General features: G+C 64.5%; 15 protein-coding genes, 1 tRNA gene and 1 pseudogene. 8 read left to right on the forward strand and 9 right to left on the reverse strand.

What is annotated here, in order from left to right; all coding sequences use genetic code 11:
- The first annotated feature begins 41 nt into the window (after nt 1–41).
- Genes B384_RS0114545 through B384_RS19110 form a run of 4 tightly spaced genes read left to right on the forward strand, consistent with a single transcriptional unit; the run spans nt 42 to nt 2,774 of the window.
- Complete coding sequence (locus tag B384_RS0114545; protein ID WP_019483835.1) at nt 42–542, forward strand: HNH endonuclease; 501 nt, start codon at nt 42–44, stop codon at nt 540–542.
- Nucleotides 539–1,165, forward strand: coding sequence for a molybdenum cofactor guanylyltransferase (gene mobA / locus B384_RS0114550; RefSeq protein ID WP_019483836.1), 627 nt, complete (start codon nt 539–541; stop codon nt 1,163–1,165). The genes B384_RS0114545 and mobA overlap by 4 nt, the downstream gene beginning before the upstream one ends.
- Nucleotides 1,166–1,179: 14 nt before the next feature.
- Nucleotides 1,180–1,476 (forward strand): DUF6457 domain-containing protein, encoded by a 297-nt coding sequence (locus tag B384_RS0114555; RefSeq protein ID WP_019483837.1) that lies wholly within the window; start codon nt 1,180–1,182, stop codon nt 1,474–1,476.
- Nucleotides 1,477–1,487: 11 nt separating this feature from the next.
- On the forward strand, nt 1,488–2,774 hold the full coding sequence (locus B384_RS19110; protein ID WP_156809121.1) for a molybdopterin molybdotransferase MoeA: 1,287 nt from the start codon (nt 1,488–1,490) through the stop codon (nt 2,772–2,774).
- 78 nt (nt 2,775–2,852) lie between these two features.
- Here the strand turns inward: B384_RS19110 and B384_RS0114565 are convergent, their stop codons facing one another.
- On the reverse strand, nt 2,853–5,174 hold the full coding sequence (locus B384_RS0114565; RefSeq protein ID WP_019483839.1) for an FdhF/YdeP family oxidoreductase: 2,322 nt from the start codon (nt 5,172–5,174) through the stop codon (nt 2,853–2,855).
- 64 nt (nt 5,175–5,238) lie between these two features.
- On the opposite strand from B384_RS0114565, the gene fdhD reads away from it, so the two are divergent.
- Both fdhD and B384_RS0114575 read left to right on the forward strand, forming a co-directional pair.
- The gene (gene fdhD / locus B384_RS0114570) at nt 5,239–6,078 is read left to right on the forward strand and encodes a formate dehydrogenase accessory sulfurtransferase FdhD (RefSeq protein WP_019483840.1); all 840 of its coding nucleotides are present in this window, start codon (nt 5,239–5,241) and stop codon (nt 6,076–6,078) included.
- A gap of 27 nt (nt 6,079–6,105) precedes the next feature.
- The gene (locus B384_RS0114575) at nt 6,106–7,143 is read left to right on the forward strand and encodes an LLM class flavin-dependent oxidoreductase (RefSeq protein WP_019483841.1); all 1,038 of its coding nucleotides are present in this window, start codon (nt 6,106–6,108) and stop codon (nt 7,141–7,143) included.
- A gap of 104 nt (nt 7,144–7,247) precedes the next feature.
- On the opposite strand, the gene B384_RS0114580 is transcribed toward B384_RS0114575, so the two are convergent.
- The 4 genes from B384_RS0114580 to B384_RS0114595 are packed head-to-tail and all read right to left on the reverse strand — an operon-like array spanning nt 7,248 to nt 10,382.
- The gene (locus B384_RS0114580; RefSeq protein WP_019483842.1) at nt 7,248–8,060 is read right to left on the reverse strand and encodes a DUF1684 domain-containing protein; all 813 of its coding nucleotides are present in this window, start codon (nt 8,058–8,060) and stop codon (nt 7,248–7,250) included.
- Between the two features lie 29 nt (nt 8,061–8,089).
- Nucleotides 8,090–8,884: an amino acid ABC transporter ATP-binding protein gene (locus tag B384_RS0114585; protein WP_019483843.1), complete on the reverse strand. Its 795-nt coding sequence runs from the start codon at nt 8,882–8,884 to the stop codon at nt 8,090–8,092.
- Complete coding sequence (locus B384_RS0114590) at nt 8,871–9,530, reverse strand: amino acid ABC transporter permease (protein WP_024476481.1); 660 nt, start codon at nt 9,528–9,530, stop codon at nt 8,871–8,873. Before B384_RS0114590 ends, B384_RS0114585 begins: the two co-directional genes overlap by 14 nt.
- A 27-nt stretch (nt 9,531–9,557) precedes the next feature.
- A complete protein-coding gene (locus B384_RS0114595; RefSeq protein ID WP_019483845.1) occupies nt 9,558–10,382 on the reverse strand; it encodes an amino acid ABC transporter substrate-binding protein in 825 nt (274 codons plus the stop codon).
- Nucleotides 10,383–10,601: 219 nt separating this feature from the next.
- On the opposite strand from B384_RS0114595, the gene B384_RS0114600 reads away from it, so the two are divergent.
- Nucleotides 10,602–12,485: an ABC transporter ATP-binding protein gene (locus tag B384_RS0114600; protein WP_019483846.1), complete on the forward strand. Its 1,884-nt coding sequence runs from the start codon at nt 10,602–10,604 to the stop codon at nt 12,483–12,485.
- Nucleotides 12,486–12,501: 16 nt separating this feature from the next.
- On the opposite strand, the gene yczE is transcribed toward B384_RS0114600, so the two are convergent.
- From yczE to B384_RS0114620, 4 genes are all read right to left on the reverse strand, one after another.
- Nucleotides 12,502–13,134 (reverse strand): membrane protein YczE, encoded by a 633-nt coding sequence (yczE, locus tag B384_RS0114605; protein ID WP_019483847.1) that lies wholly within the window; start codon nt 13,132–13,134, stop codon nt 12,502–12,504.
- 11 nt (nt 13,135–13,145) lie between these two features.
- The gene (locus B384_RS19115; protein ID WP_019483848.1) at nt 13,146–13,631 is read right to left on the reverse strand and encodes a DUF6314 family protein; all 486 of its coding nucleotides are present in this window, start codon (nt 13,629–13,631) and stop codon (nt 13,146–13,148) included.
- 18 nt (nt 13,632–13,649) lie between these two features.
- Nucleotides 13,650–13,726 (reverse strand) — tRNA-Arg (locus B384_RS0114615).
- 18 nt (nt 13,727–13,744) lie between these two features.
- Entirely contained in the window at nt 13,745–14,389 is a 645-nt protein-coding gene (locus tag B384_RS0114620) for a hypothetical protein (protein ID WP_019483849.1), read from the reverse strand.
- A gap of 174 nt (nt 14,390–14,563) precedes the next feature.
- On the opposite strand from B384_RS0114620, the pseudogene B384_RS19120 reads away from it, so the two are divergent.
- Nucleotides 14,564–16,100, forward strand: a pseudogene (locus B384_RS19120) (alanine/glycine:cation symporter family protein); the annotation flags it as partial.

The raw sequence follows: 16,100 nt of genomic DNA on the forward strand, positions 1-16,100 counted from the left end.
GGCGATAGGGGTAGAGGCCTGATCGGCAAAGAGGAATGTGCATGCGCACTCTCGTTCTGAATGCTGGATATGAGCCGCTGGCGGTAGTGACCTTCCGCCGGGCGCTGGTCCTTGTGCTGGCCGGCAAAGCCAGCGTCGTCGCGGAAGGGGAGGAACCGGTCATCGGACCCAATGAGATTCTCGGGCGCCCCTCGGTCATCCTGCTGAACCGGTACGTGAAAATCCCCTACCGGCAAAGTCTTGTGGTCACCCGCAGGGGTGTGCTGCGCCGCGACAACCATCTGTGCGCCTACTGCGGCAAAAGCGCCTCCACCATCGATCACGTGTATCCACGCTCCCGCGGCGGGGACTCCAGCTGGGAAAACCTCGTAGCCTGCTGCCTCAGGTGCAACAACGACAAGGGTGACAAGACGCTCGCCTCTCTGGGGTGGCAGCTGGGGGTCACCCCACAACCGCCCCGAGGTCCATCCCACCACTTCCGTGAGATCGAGAAGCCAGCCCCGCAGTGGAGCGCCTTCCTCCGGTCGGAGAGCGCCGCTTGAGCGCTCAGGTACCCGTTGCCTTCAATGCCGTAGTGCTCTCGGGTGGCAGATCCTCACGCCTGGGAGGTACACCCAAGGCCCATCTCGAGCACAAGGGGCAAAGCCTGCTTGACCTGACCTGTCAGGCCGCGGCAGCTGCACGACGGATCGTCGTCGTCGGGCCAGACGACGTCGAAGGCGCAACCTTCCGGGCTCGACCGGTGTCGCGCGAGTTTGTCCGCGAGTCGCCACCGTTCGGCGGGCCGGCCGCGGCGCTGGCTGCCGCCGTCGACCATTTACAGGACGACTCGACACCGTGGCTGCTGGTGCTGGCGTGCGACATGCCGCGCATCGCGGAGGCGATTCCTTCGCTTCTGAAAGCGGCGGTCGATCGTCCGGATTCCTCGGCGATGGCGCACGACGGCGGCCGGGACCAGCCGCTGGCCGCCCTCTACCGTTTTGCTGACCTGCGGTTAGCGGTGCAGGAGATCCACGCCTCCGGAGGGGCCCAGAATCTATCGATGAAGGCACTCCTTGCTAGGGTGCAATGGAGAGCAATTGACGTTCGGCCGGGCAGTACCGCCGACGTCGACACCTGGGCTGACGCTCAATCCCTCGGTGTCTCAGGCACAGCACCGACCTAGATTCAGGAGCAGCGATGAAAAAACAGGATCAGATCCTTCAGGAATGGAGTGCCCAACTCATTGAGGCCTTCGAGCTTCAGGGCACCACCATCGATATCGATGCCATCCTTTCCCTCGCGGGGGACGCAGCCCATTCAATAGTGCGCCCGGCAGCGCCGCTGACCACCTTCATTGCTGGCTATGCCGCTGGCCTCGCCGTGGCCAGCCAGCAGGCTACCGAGGCGGTAGCCATGGAGTCAGCGATTGAGGCTGCCCGTCGCCAGTGTCCCACCGAAGACGCGGCCACCCCACCAACGGCGGAGGCCCAGTGAGCGAATCCCCCATGAGTGAATCCCCAGTGAGTGATACTGCCACCGACAACTCCACCGGCCGGAACCTCGACTGGGAGCAGGCGCGACGCGTCGCCTACGACGCCGGAACGCCAATGGCCAACCAGACAGTCCCGCTCTCCGAAGCGCTTGGACAAACACTGGCTGAGCCGGTCACGGCTTTACAGGCCATCCCGCACTACGCGTCGTCGGCCATGGACGGTTGGGCAGTCAACGGCAATCCACCGTGGCAACTGGTTAGTCATGCACCAAAGGAAGAGCACCCCTGGTCGCGTCCTGCCCCGCACCAGGATTCGGGTGCGGGACCGCTGGTTCCCGGTGAGGCGACATTCATCCTGACCGGCGGCGTGGTACCGGAGGGGACCACCGGGATCCTCCGGATGGAGCACGGCGCCGTCCGCGGTGATTCCCTGGACCGCAACGAGCGGGCCCGGCCGGACGAGCCGAGGCCCCAGGAACACATCCGACCGGCCGGCGAGGAGGCCCCTCAGGGCAGCGAGACCATTCCCGCGAACGTCACCCTGAACCCGGCCCAGATTGCCCTGGCCGCGGTCTGTGGCTACGACAACCTTCCAGTGCTGAGGGCACCGCGGGTGTCCTTGCTGCTGACCGGCGACGAGGTCATCGAAGCCGGGCTCCCCGAGCCGGGGCAGGTCCGTGACACGTTTGGTCCCCAGCTTCCCGGTCTGGTCCAGATGATGGGTGGGCACGTCGACACCTCGGGCCGTGCCAAGGATGACCTCGACGACGTCGTCGCCGCCATCAGCGCCGAAGCGCTCGATGAACTCTCCCTCGCTCGCGCCTCCGGTGACGTCCTCATCACCACCGGCGGGACGGGCAGTTCCTCGGCTGACCACATCAGGCGCGCGTTGGAGACGCTCGAGGCAGAGTTCATCATTGACGGCATCGCGATGCGGCCCGGCCACCCCACGCTGCTGGCCCGACTGCAGGACGGCCGGTTCCTGGTAGGTCTCCCCGGCAATCCCCTGGCCGCGATGATGGCCATGTTTACCGTGGTGGGCCCGCTGCTGGCAGGCCTGCGCGGAGCGCCGTTCCCCGAAACCGACGAAGTTACCGTCGGGGAAGCATTCGATGAACTTCCCGGTCGGAGCCGGGTGGTGCCCTACCGGCTGGAATCCGGCCGGGCCGTCGCGGCTACTCACCAGCGCTCCGGCATGCTGAGAGGCCTCGCCTCCGCGGCCGGGGTCATGGTGGTGCCGGCTGACGGCTGCGTTGCGGGAGACAGGTTGCCAGCGCTGCGCCTGCCGTGGATCAGCTAAAACTCCACCTGATAAAACACCGGCGCCCTCATTCAGCTGAATGGGGGCGCCGGTGTTTTAGGCTCAGAGCGGTTCAGCTCAGGCGATCTTCTCAAGCCGGATGATGACCGACTTGGACGTCGGTGTCCCACTGACGTCAGCCGTGGAATCCAACGGCACCAGCACGTTGGTCTCGGGGTAGTAGGCGGCCGCGCAGCCCCGCGGGGTGGCGTAGGTGACCGCCCGGAAGTTCTCGGCCCGGCGCTCAACGCCATCGGAGAACTGCGAGACCAGGTTCACCATTTCTCCTTCGGCGATCCCAGCAGCTGCCAGATCGTCCGCATGCACCAGCACCACACGTCGTCCGCCGTGGATGCCGCGGTACCGGTCATCCTTGCCGTAGATCGTCGTGTTGTACTGATCGTGCGACCGTAGGGTCTGCAGCAGCAGCCGCCCCTCGGGGATCTTCGGGTACTCGAGGGCGTTGCCGGTGAAGACCGCCTTGCCGGACGGAGTGGTGAACTTCCGGCCGTCACGGGGACCATTCGGCAGGACGAACCCACCCGTTTCAATCCGGGTGTTGTAATCCTCGAAGCCAGGGATGACCGCCTCAATGTGGTTACGGATGACCGAGTAGTCGGCCTGCGCCGCAACCCAGTCGATCTGCGGGGCGTTGTCGCGGAACGGGCTCTCCGGGCGAGCGAACAACCGGTCACCGAGCTCACACACGATCGAGATCTCCGAGCGCACATCCGGTCCCGGGGGACGAAGCCGTCCACGCGAGGCATGCACCGCACTCATCGAGTCTTCGACCGTCACCCGCTGGTCGCCGGTGGCCTGGGTGTCCCGATCCGTCCGGCCCAGGGCCGGCAGAATCAAGGCACGACGGCCGGTGATCAGGTGCGAACGGTTCATCTTCGTCGACACCTGTACGGTCAGGCGCGTGTTGCGGAGCGCCTTGTCGGTCACATCGGAGTCCGGAGTGGCGCGCACAAAGTTGCCTCCCATCGCCATGAAGACCTTCGCGCCGCCGTCGCGCATGGAACGGATCGCCGCAACAACATCGACGCCGTGCTTACGCGGCGACGCGAAGTTGAAGTGCGAGTCCAGACTGTCGTGGAAACCGTCGGGCATGCGCTCGAAGATGCCCATGGTGCGGTCGCCCTGCACGTTTGAGTGTCCCCGGACCGGGCAGACGCCCGCTCCAGGCTTCCCGATATTGCCCTGCAACAGGAGGACGTTGACGACGTCGCGCAGTGTCTTCACCGAGTGCTTGTGCTGGGTCAGACCCATCGCCCAGCACACCACGGTGCCGGGGGACGCGATCATCCGATCGCCGACCGAGGTGATCTGAGACTTGGCGATTCCGCTGGCCTCGACGATCTCGTCCCAGGACACGTCACGCAGTTCCTGCAGGTACTCTTCCAGGCCAGTGGTGTGTTCCTTGATGAACTCGTGGTCGAAAACCGTCCCGGTCTTCTCCTCCTGCTCCAGCAGGTACTTGCCGAGACCCTGGAACAGGGCCTGGTCGCCGCCGAGGCGGATCTGGAGGAAATCGTCGGAGAGCTGGGTGCCGCCGCCGAACCTGGTGCCGAGGATGCCGGAGATCTTCTGCGGATTTTCGAAGCGCAGCAGCCCAGCCTCGGGCAGCGGGTTGATCGCGACGATCTGCCCGCCGTTCTTCTTCGCCTTTTCCAGCGACGTCAGCATGCGGGGGTGGTTGGTGCCCGGGTTCTGGCCCGCGACCAGGATCAGCGGGGCCTTGTCGACGTCTTCGAGGGACACCGTCCCCTTACCGATGCCGATGGTCTGGGTCAGCGCGGAGCCCGAGGACTCGTGGCACATGTTCGAGCAGTCCGGCAGGTTGTTGGTGCCGATACCACGCACCATCAACTGGTACAGGAATGCCGCCTCGTTGGAGGTACGGCCGGAGGTGTAGAAGACCGCTTCGTCGGGACTGTCCAGTGCCGCCAGCTCTTCGACGATGATGTCGTAGGCCTGATCCCAGCTCACCGGACGGTAATGGGTGCCACCCTCTTCCAGGAGCATGGGATGGGTGATGCGGCCCTGCTGGCCCAGCCAGTACTCATCGCGCTCGTTGAGCTCGGCAACCGAGTGCTTCTCGAAGAACGACGGCGTCACGATGCGGCGCGTCGCTTCTTCGGCGACAGCCTTGGCGCCGTTTTCGCAGAACTCGGCGGTGTGCCGTTTGTCACCCTCGGGCCAGGCGCAGCCCATGCAGTCGAAACCCTTTACCTGGTTCACTGCCAGCAGCGTCTGCGCGCTGCGCACCGGACCCATCTGGTCCAGGGAAATCTTCAGGGAGTTCAGAACGGCGGGAAGTCCCACCGCTTTTCTCTTGGGCTTACCGACCTCAATTTCGGCTTCGTTGATTCCATCTTTGGGCGCACGAGTCGCCATAGCCATCACATCCTAGGGTCAGAAGTCCACTAGTCTCATCCTAGGACAACGGTAGGAGTGCAAATTGAAGAAGCGCGTCAGTCAGCGCCGCCAGATCACCCGGTTCCGCCTCGGCGCAACCGAAAATGGCATCAGCCGGCGCGAGGATATTCTCGCCGGTGAGGAACCGCTGGAGATCCGCTTGGGAGCAAAGTCTTTTTCGGTGACCATGCGCACACCCGGCGACGACTTTGACCTGGTGGCAGGATTCCTGGTCTCTGAGGGCATCGTCTGGGAGCCCGGGCAGCTGGTCAGTCTCCGCTACTGTGCAGGAGTGGACGACGCCGGTCAGCAGACCTTCAACGTGGTCGAATCCCAGCTCAGACCCGATGTGGTACTTCCGGACACCACGATGGAACGCCATGTGTACACGTCCAGTTCCTGTGGAATCTGCGGTACAGCCTCGATCGATGCGGTGCGCAAGTCGTCCCGTTTTGACGTGCACGACGACGACGCCCAGGTCACGCTCCCGGCGCTCGCCGGGCTGCCCGACCGGTTGCGTGAATCACAAAAGCTGTTCGACTCGACCGGTGGCGTGCACGCTGCGGGGCTGTTCACCCGCGACGGCGAATTGTTATGCCTTCGTGAGGACGTGGGCCGGCACAACGCGGTCGATAAGGTGGTGGGCTGGGCGCTGCGGGAGGGAATGCTCCCCCTGAAGGGAACCATCCTCCAGGTGTCCGGGCGGGCCTCCTTCGAGCTGGTGCAGAAGGCGCAGCTTGCGGGGATCCCCGTGCTGTCGGCCGTCAGCGCGCCGTCGTCGTTGGCTGCCGACCTCGCCGAGGAAACCGGCATCACCCTGGTGGGCTTCAGCCGCGGCACCTCACTGAACTGCTACACGCACCCGCAGCGGATCGCAGCCTAGCCACCACCGACGTCAGGGGCCTCGCGCATGGAACTCGGTATCTACAGTTTCGGGGACATCCACCCCAACCCGGTGACGGGAGAGCGGGTTTCGCCGCAGCAGCGGATGGCGGACCTGCTGGAGCGGGCCCGGCTCGCCGACCAGGTGGGACTGGACTATTTCGGCATCGGTGAACACCACCGCCCGGACTACGCCGTGTCGTCGGTGGTGCCCGTGCTCGCCGCGGCCGCCGCGCAGACCACCAGGATCCACCTCGGCTCGGCGGTCACAGTCCTGAGCACCGAGGACCCGGTGCGGGTGTACCAGCAGTTCGCGACCCTCGACCTCCTCTCCGGAGGCCGGGCTGAGCTCACGGCCGGGCGGGGGTCCTTCATCGAGTCCTATCCGCTGTTCGGGGCGGAACTCGGGGACTACGAAGAGCTCTATGAGGAGAAAATCCGGCTGCTGCTGCAGCTCGACGCCGCTGAACGCATTACCTGGACCGGCAAGTTCCGTGCCGCCTTGGATGATGCGTTGATCCTGCCGCGGCCCACCTCAGGGCACCTCGACATCTGGATCGCTACCGGCGGCACACCGGCGTCGTCAGTGCGGGCTGCACGCCTGGGCACACCCGTGATCTTCGCCTTGCTTGGCGGAGCCGTGGGGAACTTCGCCCAGCACGCGCAGCTCTATCGCGAGACAGCTGCCCGGGCGGGCCATGACCCCTCGACCCTGAAGGTGGGCCTGAGCGGCGTCGGGCTGGTGTTGAGGAAGGACGCCCCAGCCGTCTTCAAGCCGTACTGGCTGGACACGATGAAGCGGATTTCATCGGAGCGGGGCTTCCCGATGCCGAGCGAGGTCACCTACAACATGCAGGCGGCACGCACCGGGGCGATCTTCGTGGGGAACCCCGAGGAAGTGGCGGAGAAGATTGTGCTGGCCCACTCACAGATGCAGCACGACCGCCACATTCTGCAGCTCGACTGGTCCTCCGTGCCGCAGGCGCAGGTACTCGAGTCGATTGAACTGCTCGGCACCGAGGTGCTGCCCATGGTGCGCCGTGAGCTCGGTGTGGTGGCGCCGTAGCGGTGAGCACCAAAGTGTCTCACCCAAGGCTGACATACAGCGAAAGTTGCCCACGGATGTCCAGGTTCCTCACCGAAACGGGCCAAGCGGGCACGACGACGATGCTAGCCGGGAATGCGTTCGCCGGCTTCCACCGGGACGCCGATGCGGTTACCGTCGATCGGCCGCGGGCAGGTGCCATACGGGGTGAACGCGCTCGGGTAGTTCAACGCACGGTTGAAGTCGAGCTGGACCCGACCGTCAGGTGACACCCGGTCGGTGACAAGGAAACGCCACCCGGCAGTGGTGTCCTTGTTCGTCGCATCATGGAACGCCACTTTCAGGGAGCCGTCCCGCTGCTGTTCGGCCATCAGGGTATGTTCATCGCCACCGATGACAAAGGAAACCGTTCCGGTCGCCTGGGCGACGTCGTCGACCTCGGGATGGGCGGTCCGGATCGGTATCTCACGCGCCGCCGGAAAGGCAGTGTAGCGGCCCTCGGCCACCGCGAAGGAGTCGTACTCGAAGACGGGCACGCCGTCGAACCCGGTGAATGTGGGGGCCGTGTTGTCGCGGGTCCGCACCACGTAGCGGTTGCCGCGGACCGCGAGTTCCACCACTGTGTCCTGATAGCGCACCCAGTTAAGGGAATCGCCGTCGTCGAGGAGCTGGGTGATCGTTCCACTGACTGGCGCCCCGGTGCTTGCGAGGGTCAGGCCGTCAGCGACCTGGGCGGTCAGGGTGGCGCCCTCGGCGGAACCGGGCAGCCCTGCACTCCAGAGGCCGGGCACCAGTTCCAATGCCGTCGGCTCAGTTGGTAGCCACTGCAGGGACGTCAGGGTCAGCCAGCCATGGCCGACGGCGAGGGAGCCGTCGCGCTGCTCACGGAAGCTGCGCCACTGCTGGAGGTGAGTCCGGTCAGGGGTGTGCTGGGTCATGGGAAATCTCCAAAAAGTCGCAGAACGGGTCAGAACGGGTGGAGGAGGCGCTGGACGAACCGTTTGGTCCGCTCCGCTTTGGGCGCCCGCAGCACGGTGTCGGGGTGGCCGCGTTCGATCACCACGCCGCCGTCCATGAAGACCACTTCATCGGCAACTTCGCGGGCGAAGGCCAGCTCATGGGTAACGATCACCATGGTCCATTGCTCGTCGGCTAGTTCCTTGATGACACCCAGGACTTCACCCACGAGCTCCGGGTCGAGCGCCGAGGTGGGTTCATCAAAGAGCAGCAGCGCCGGTTTCAGGGCCAGGGCCCGCACAATACCGACCCGCTGCTGCTGCCCGCCCGACAGTTCAAACGGGTACTGGTCCTTCTTGTCGGCCAGTCCCACCCGGGCGAGCAGCGCCTCGGCGTCCCGGACGGCGTCGGCCCTGCGGGTTTTCTTGACCTGCATGGGTCCTTCGATGACGTTCTGAAGGACGGTCATGTGGGGAAACAGGTTGTAGTGCTGGAAGACCATGGCGCTCTGGTCGCGCAACGCCGACAGGTCCCTGGCTTTGACCTGCCCGCCGAAATCCACCGATGGTCCACCCGCGACCGAGACTGTTCCGCCGTCGGGCGTCTCGAGCCCGTTGAGGCAGCGGAGCACTGTGGTTTTACCGGAGCCGGACGGCCCGATCAGGGCAGTGACCTGACCGGGCCGGACCGCCAGGTCGATCGACTTCAGCACCACGTTGTCGCCGAACGATTTACTGAGTCCGGTCACGGTCAGCAGGTTTCCCGGCTCACCGGAGCGGCCGGCAGCGGGCTCAGTGTGCGACATAACGATCCAACCTCTTCTCCAGATAGGACTGCCCGCTGGAGAGAACGAGGCAGAACACCCAGTAGACCAGCGCGGCCTCCAGATACAACATCATGAATTGCTGGCTGAACGCTGCGATCTCCTGCGCCTGGCGGAACAGCTCGGTCACCAGGATCAGTGATGCCAGGGAAGTGTCCTTCACCAGGCTGATGAACGTGTTGGATAGGGGTGGTACCGACACACGGGCGGCCTGCGGCAGGATAATCCGGCGCAGGGTCCGGGTGCGGGACATGCCAATGGTGTGCCCGGCCTCCCATTGGCCCTTGGGGACGGACAGGATCGCCGCACGGATGATCTCCGCCGCGTAGCCCGCCACGTTCAGGGAGAACGCGATGATGGCGCTGGGCCAGGGATCAATCACCAGCCCGATCGAGGGCAGCCCATAGAAAATGACGAACAGCTGCACCAGCAGGGGAGTGCCCCTGATGATCGAGACGTACACCCGGGCCGCTCCTGACGCGAACCGGTTGCTGCTCAACCGCATCAAAGCGATCACGAGCGCCAGGAGCAGGCCGAGGACAAACGACGACAGGGACAGCGGGATGGTGCCCGTCAGCCCGCCCAGGACCAGAGGCCAGAGCGAATCCCAGAACAGTGTCCAGTCGATGGTGTTCCTCCGTGTGGCTAGCCGGTGCTATTCGGTGACGTCGGAGCCGAAGTACTTCTCCGAGATCTCGGCAAGCGTACCGTCTGCACGCAGACTGGCGAGGGCCTCGTCGACTGCGGCAATCAGGTCGTCGCTGCCCTTGGTGAAGGCGAAGGCACTCAGGGATTCCTCATCGGTTTCAGCGGCGATCTTGATCGCGTCGGTGGGGTTGGTCTGCTGGTAGTCCAGGTAGGTCAGCGTGTCGTTGATCGTGGCGTCCACCCGCCCCTGTTCCAGGAGTGCGACTGACTGCGCCCACCCTTCGACTGCCTCAATTTCGGCACCGCTTTCCTGCGCCAGTTCGTGCCAGTTGCTGGTCAGCGACTGGGCGGTGGTCTTACCCTCAAGGTCCTCGAAGGAGGTGATCTCGGTGTTGTCGGCGCTGGTGACGATCACACCGGTGCTGACCGTGTAAGGATCGGAGAAGTCATAGGTTTCCAGGCGCTGATCGGTAATTGACACCTGGTTGGCGATGACGTCGAACCGGCCGGCATCCAGTCCGGCGAAGATGGCGTCCCACTGGGTTTCCTCGAACTCCGCCTCGACCCCGAGTTCCTCGGCGACGGCGGTGATGACTTCGACGTCGAACCCGGTCAGATCGCCCGCGCCGCCCTCATGGAAACTGAAGGGACGGTAGGTTCCCTCGGTGCCGACGGTGATGACGCCGGCATCCTGGATTTCCTGCAGCGTGGTGGGTCCCGCAGAGGCGCTGCCGTCAGCTGGCTCCCCGGTGGTTTCTCCGCCGCCGCAGGCCGCCAGGCCCAGGGTGAGAGCGGTGGCTGCGCCAAGAATTGAAAGACGACGGGTCAACATTTTTGCGGGTCCTTAATAACTGGGGATGGTTCAGGGGTCTCCTGCCGTTGTACAGGGCATGGTTGTGCGGGCACAACGTGCGGAGCCACATAGTGCAACAAAGCCCTCAGCGGAATTAGTTCCGGTCGCCGGTGTGATCCGTGCGACCTTGGGCCGCTCCGGACTCGTCCCCGGGGGTTGCGGGCATAAGCTGAACACCAGAGCAACGGAGGCTTATACATGAGCATGGAAGGCGCTGCCTGGAATTCCCTGTACCGGATTTCCACCGCCAAGGACAGCAACAACAAATTCTCGAAGGAAACGCTGAAACGCATCCTGAGATTTGCTGTGCCGTACCGGACCAAACTGATCTTCTTCATCGCGTTGTCGGTGGTGTCCGCGTTCCTCGCGGTCGCGACGCCGGTCCTCGCTGGCCAGGTGGTCAACGAGATCATTGCCGGCACCGGGCTTGAGACAGTCATCTGGCTGGCCGTCGTCATCGCGCTGGTAGCGGTTGCCGACGCCGTGGTGTCCATGGCGACCCGCTGGTTCTCCTCGAAGATCGGTGAGGGAGTCATCCTGGACCTGCGCACCACCGTTTTCGACCACGTACAGAAAATGCCGATCGCCTTCTTCACCCGGACCCGGACGGGCGCGCTGGTGAGCCGGCTCAACAACGACGTGATCGGCGCGCAGCAGGCCTTCAGCGGCACCCTCTCCGGGGTGGTCAGCAACATTGTGGCGCTCGCCCTCACCCTGGTGGTCATGCTGACGACGTCGGTCCTGGTCACCGTGCTGGCCGTCATCATGCTGCCGATCTTCCTGTTGCCCGCCCGCCGGATGGGCAACCGCCTCGCCGCCCTGCGTCGCGAGGCAGCCGACCACAACTCGGCGATGAGCACGCAGATGACCGAGCGCTTTTCCGCCCCCGGCGCCACCCTGGTCAAACTGTTCGGCCGCCCGGACGAGGAGTCGCAGGAATTCGCGGTCCGCGCCGCACGGGTCCGCGACATTGGCGTCCGGATGGCCATGCTCCAGTGGGTCTTCGTCACCGCACTGATGCTGGTCTCCGCGCTCGCCCTCGCCCTGGTGTACGGCCTCGGCGGTGCCCTGGCCCTGAACGGTGCGTTGAACACGGGTGAGGTGGTCACGCTCGCGCTGCTGCTCACCCGCCTGTACGCACCCCTGACCAACCTGGCCAACGCCCGGGTGGAAATCATGAGCGCGCTGGTCAGCTTCGAGCGCGTCTTCGAGGTCCTCGACCTGGACCCGCTGATCAAGGAGAAGCCCGACGCGGGACGTATCCCCGACGGTCCGGTCTCAGTGGAGTTCGACGACGTCCGGTTCGCCTACCCCTCGGCGGACAAGGTGTCCCTCGCCTCACTGGAGGAGGTCTCCACCCTGGATACCCGGGGCGGCGAGGAGGTGCTGCACGGGGTGTCCTTCCGGGTGGAACCGGGCCAGACGATCGCCCTGGTGGGAACATCGGGTGCCGGCAAATCCACGATCGCGCAGTTGCTGTCCCGGTTGTACGACGTCGACAGCGGCGCGGTCCGCCTCGCTGGCACCGACGTGCGGGACGTGACCTTCGAATCGCTCCGGCACACCATGGGCATGGTCACCCAGGACGGCCACCTCTTCCACGAGACCATCAAATCGAATCTGCTACTGGCACGGCCCGGGGCGACCGACGAGGAGATCTGGGACGCCGTCCGGCGTGCCCGGCTCGAACCGCTGCTGAGGTCACTGCCCGATCAGCTGGACACCATGGTGGGGGAGCGCGGCTACCGGCTTTCCGGCGGCGAACGCCAGCGCATGACGATCGCCCGGCTCCTGCTGGCCCAACCCCGGGTGGTCATCCTGGACGAGGCGACCGCCGCACTGGACTCCACCTCCGAGGCGGCAGTCCAGGCAGCGCTCAGTGAAGCACTGGAGGGGCGGACCGCCGTCGTCATCGCCCACCGGCTCTCGACCATCCGCACCGCCGACCAGATCCTCGTGATCGAGGACGGCCAGATTGCCGAACGCGGAACCCACGACGAACTGCTGGAGCGTGGCGGCAGGTACGCGGAACTGCACCGCACCCAGTTCGCGGTCAGGAAGAACGTGGCGCCGGGGCTCTAAAGGCCTGTGCGCCGGTTCAGGTGGCAGGGGCGGCGGTGCCTGCCGCGCCGCCACGGGGGCGCGGGTCCGGAATGTGAAGCAGAGGAAGCGCTGCGTTGACCATTGGCCCTATTAAGAGGGCAAAGGCGACGGTGCCGACGCCGACGGTGCCGCCGAGCACCCACCCGATGGCCAGCACAGTGAGTTCGATGAGCGTACGAACCTTCCAGATCTTCCAGCCCCACTTCCGGTGAATACCGGTCATCAACCCGTCCCGGGGTCCGGGGCCCATCCGGGCACCGATGTACAGTCCGGTTGCCAGCGCCAGGAGGGTGAGCCCACCGGTAAACAACAGGATCTGCGCCCAGAGTTCCGTCGGCATCGGAAGTATGGCCAGGCCCACCTCTGCGCTGGGGCCCACCAGCGCCACGTTGAGTACCGTCCCGATGCCCGGCTTCTGCCGGATAGGAATCCAGAGCAGGAGCACCAGCAGCCCAATGATGTTGGTGGCGACGCCGAAGGGGAGCCCCGACTGGAGTGCGACACCCTGCCCGAGTACGTCCCACGGTGACACGCCGATCCCGGCCTGGATCATCATGGCAATGGCAAAGCCGTAGCAGAACAAGCCAACCAGTAGCTGGGGGACGCGTCGGAGGAAGAGGTGGCTCATAGGGGCCGACATTACGCCCCGCGGCTGCTTCTCAACGATTCCGTTTCGGCGGTCCGGGAGAGGCGCGTCAGCAACGTCAGATCCTTCTGAGGGCCGCTGACCCGCCACCGGTACTGCCAATGATCCCGACCCACCAGGACGAACTCTCCCCGGTAGACGTCGGGTGAGCACTGATGTACGGGCGAATCCTGGCCGGTGGAGAGGTCGAGGCAGTGGAAAAAGCGGCCGTCCGGGAAGAACACCTCTGCTGACTGGGGTTCGACTGTCGGCCGCCAGAACAGTTCGCGGGTCGCTGGTGTGGGTGAGGACCCTGCCCAGGTGAGGGAGCCGCGCTCGCCGTGGCGAAGGGCGCCGTCGTCGAACGAGAAGGTCGCGACGCCGGTGAACCGGCCCGTCAGACCGGAGGAATGATCCGCCAGTGAACGCTCGACCGCCCAGGAGCCGTGCAGATAGTTGAGGAGCGTATCAGCGGCGCCGAGGCGAAACGGTTCATTCATCGGGCTACCCGTCGACGGTGGTGCCCCTGGCCGGAATCGAACCGACGACCTTCCCTTTAGGAGAGGGACGCTCTATCCTACTGAGCTACAGAGGCGGGTACAGCGGTACCAGCTTACCTGCTTTCGGGCGCTGTCCCATTCGGGTCGGTCCGCAGCGCCGGGAGCTTGCCGCGCACGCTGCCCGGAAGCAGGACCGCCAGAAGTCCTGCGATGGCTGAGAGCCCCAGCAGGACCCAGCGCGCGATGGTGAGCGCCGAGGCCAAGGCAACCTGGCCGTCGTCGGGCGCTGTGGCCGCCAGCATCGAATCTATTGCCACGTTCTCCCACAGGTCCACCACCGCGAACAGCAGCGGCGGGGCCCAAAGCAGCCAACGCAGCCAACGGCGATCAACATTCAACTGGATCAGGAGAAGCCACGCGATGCCGAAGATGAGGGGGAACAGTGTTCCCGCAGTCTTATGGAGGTAGCTGAGCTGGCCGAGAGCGTCGTCGTCCATGGCCGCCTGCAGATCGGCCACGTGGGCCGGGCCATAACCACCAAACATCATGTCGGGCATCGTCAGCCCCTGGGCGAGCTGGCCCAGCTGGCCCAGTGCGAGGAGATGGTAGTACCCGAACAGGAGAACTGCCGTGGCAGCCGCGGCGATCAGGAGCATGTTCCCGTTGCTGCGTGGTGGAACCGCGGTTGGAGCGGCGTCGGGAATGCCAGCCGCGGCCGGTCCGTGCTTCTTGGCGATCTGCGCTCGGGTCTTGGACATGGAGTGATTATCCCAGCTGTCCGGATGAAATCAGATCCCACCATGTGAAACTGCGGATATTCTGTGAACTACATCACGTTTTGGTGACAAATATGCCATTCGAAGCATCTGTGATTGCAAACACACCACGCTTTGCGGTTGTTTAGATGAATGGCAATTAACCAAGCACTACCTATGACCAGCGTTGCGGATGAAATTGGCTGGCTGGCTGAGGTCGAGGATGCGATCGATTCGGTTTTCGCTCCCGTAACTGAGGTGTTCTCCAACATCGTGTTCTTCCCCATCACCATTGGGGAGGTCAGCTTTCCTATAGTTGTCGCGTGGCTGATCGCCGCGGGCATCATCTTCACCATCTACTTCGGCTTCGTCCAGTTCCGGCACCTCAAGGTGTCCTACGAAGTGGTCCGCGGCAGGTATTCCTCAAAAGACGACCCGGGAGAGGTCCCTCACTTCCAGGCCCTGACCTCAGCACTGTCCGGCACGGTCGGACTTGGCAACATTGCCGGTGTCGGCGCGGCCATGGCCCTCGGTGGGCCTGGCGCAACATTCTGGATGATCCTGGCCGGTTTGCTTGGTATGGCCACTAAATTCGCTGAATGTACCCTCGGCGTGAAGTACCGCGAGGTCCACCCTGACGGCACCGTCAGCGGCGGGCCGTTCAAATACCTCCCCATCGCTTTCGAGAAGTTTGGCCGACTGCCCGCAAAGATCCTGACGGGTATCTTTGCCGTCGCCATCCTCATCTTCGGTGTGGCTGGTGGCAATATGTTCCAGGCCAACCAGACCTTCGCCCAGGTGCAGAACGTCACCGGCGGCGACGACGGATTCCTCGGCAGCGCGGGCGCTGCCCTGATCTTCGGTATTGTCCTCGCCGCACTTGTCGGCGCAGTGATCCTCGGTGGCATCAAATCAATCGGTGCTACCACCAGCCGGCTCGTCCCTGCCATGGCAGCCGTCTACATCACGGCCTGCCTCTTCGTGATCGTCGTCAACATCGGCAACGTCCCAGCGGCCTTCGGCTCCATCATCGAGGGTGCTTTCGCCCCCGCNNGGCAGGCGGCTTCATTGGTGTCATGATCGTCGGCTTCCAGCGTGCTGCATTCTCCAACGAGGCCGGCCTGGGCTCCGCAGCAATTGCCCACTCGGCAGTCAAGACCCGCCGTCCGGTCAGTGAAGGCTTCGTCGCGATGTTCGAACCGTTCATCGACACGGTGGTTATTTGCACCATGACCGCACTCACGATTGTCATTGCCAGCGCACCAAGCCTGCAGGCCGGAATCGACCAGGTGCAGGCCGGCGACGGCGCTCCCGACGGCGTGATCCTCACCTCGGATGCCTTCGCATCGGTCATTTCGTGGTTCCCGATTGTGCTGGCCATCGCTGTTGCCCTGTTCGCCTTCTCCACCCTGATCACCTGGTCGTACTACGGGCTGAAGGCCTGGGAGTACCTCTTCGGACGCAGCAAGGTGTCCGAAATCATCTACAAGTGCGTGTTCCTCTTCTTCACCGTCGTCGGCACCGTCCTGACCTTCGCCCAGGTCCTGAACTTCGCCGACGCCGCACTGTTCGTCTGTGCTTTTGTGAACCTGCTTGGTGTGTACATGCTGCTGCCGGTCATCAAGCGCGAGATGAAGGCCTACCTGGCCGACCGCAAGAGCGGCACGTTGCTGCAACTCGGTATCGACCATGACGATATCGAAGAAGCCAAGCC

Origin of the sequence: Arthrobacter sp. TB 23, assembly GCF_000294595.1 — a bacterium.
In the GTDB taxonomy this organism is placed as follows: domain Bacteria; phylum Actinomycetota; class Actinomycetes; order Actinomycetales; family Micrococcaceae; genus Arthrobacter_D.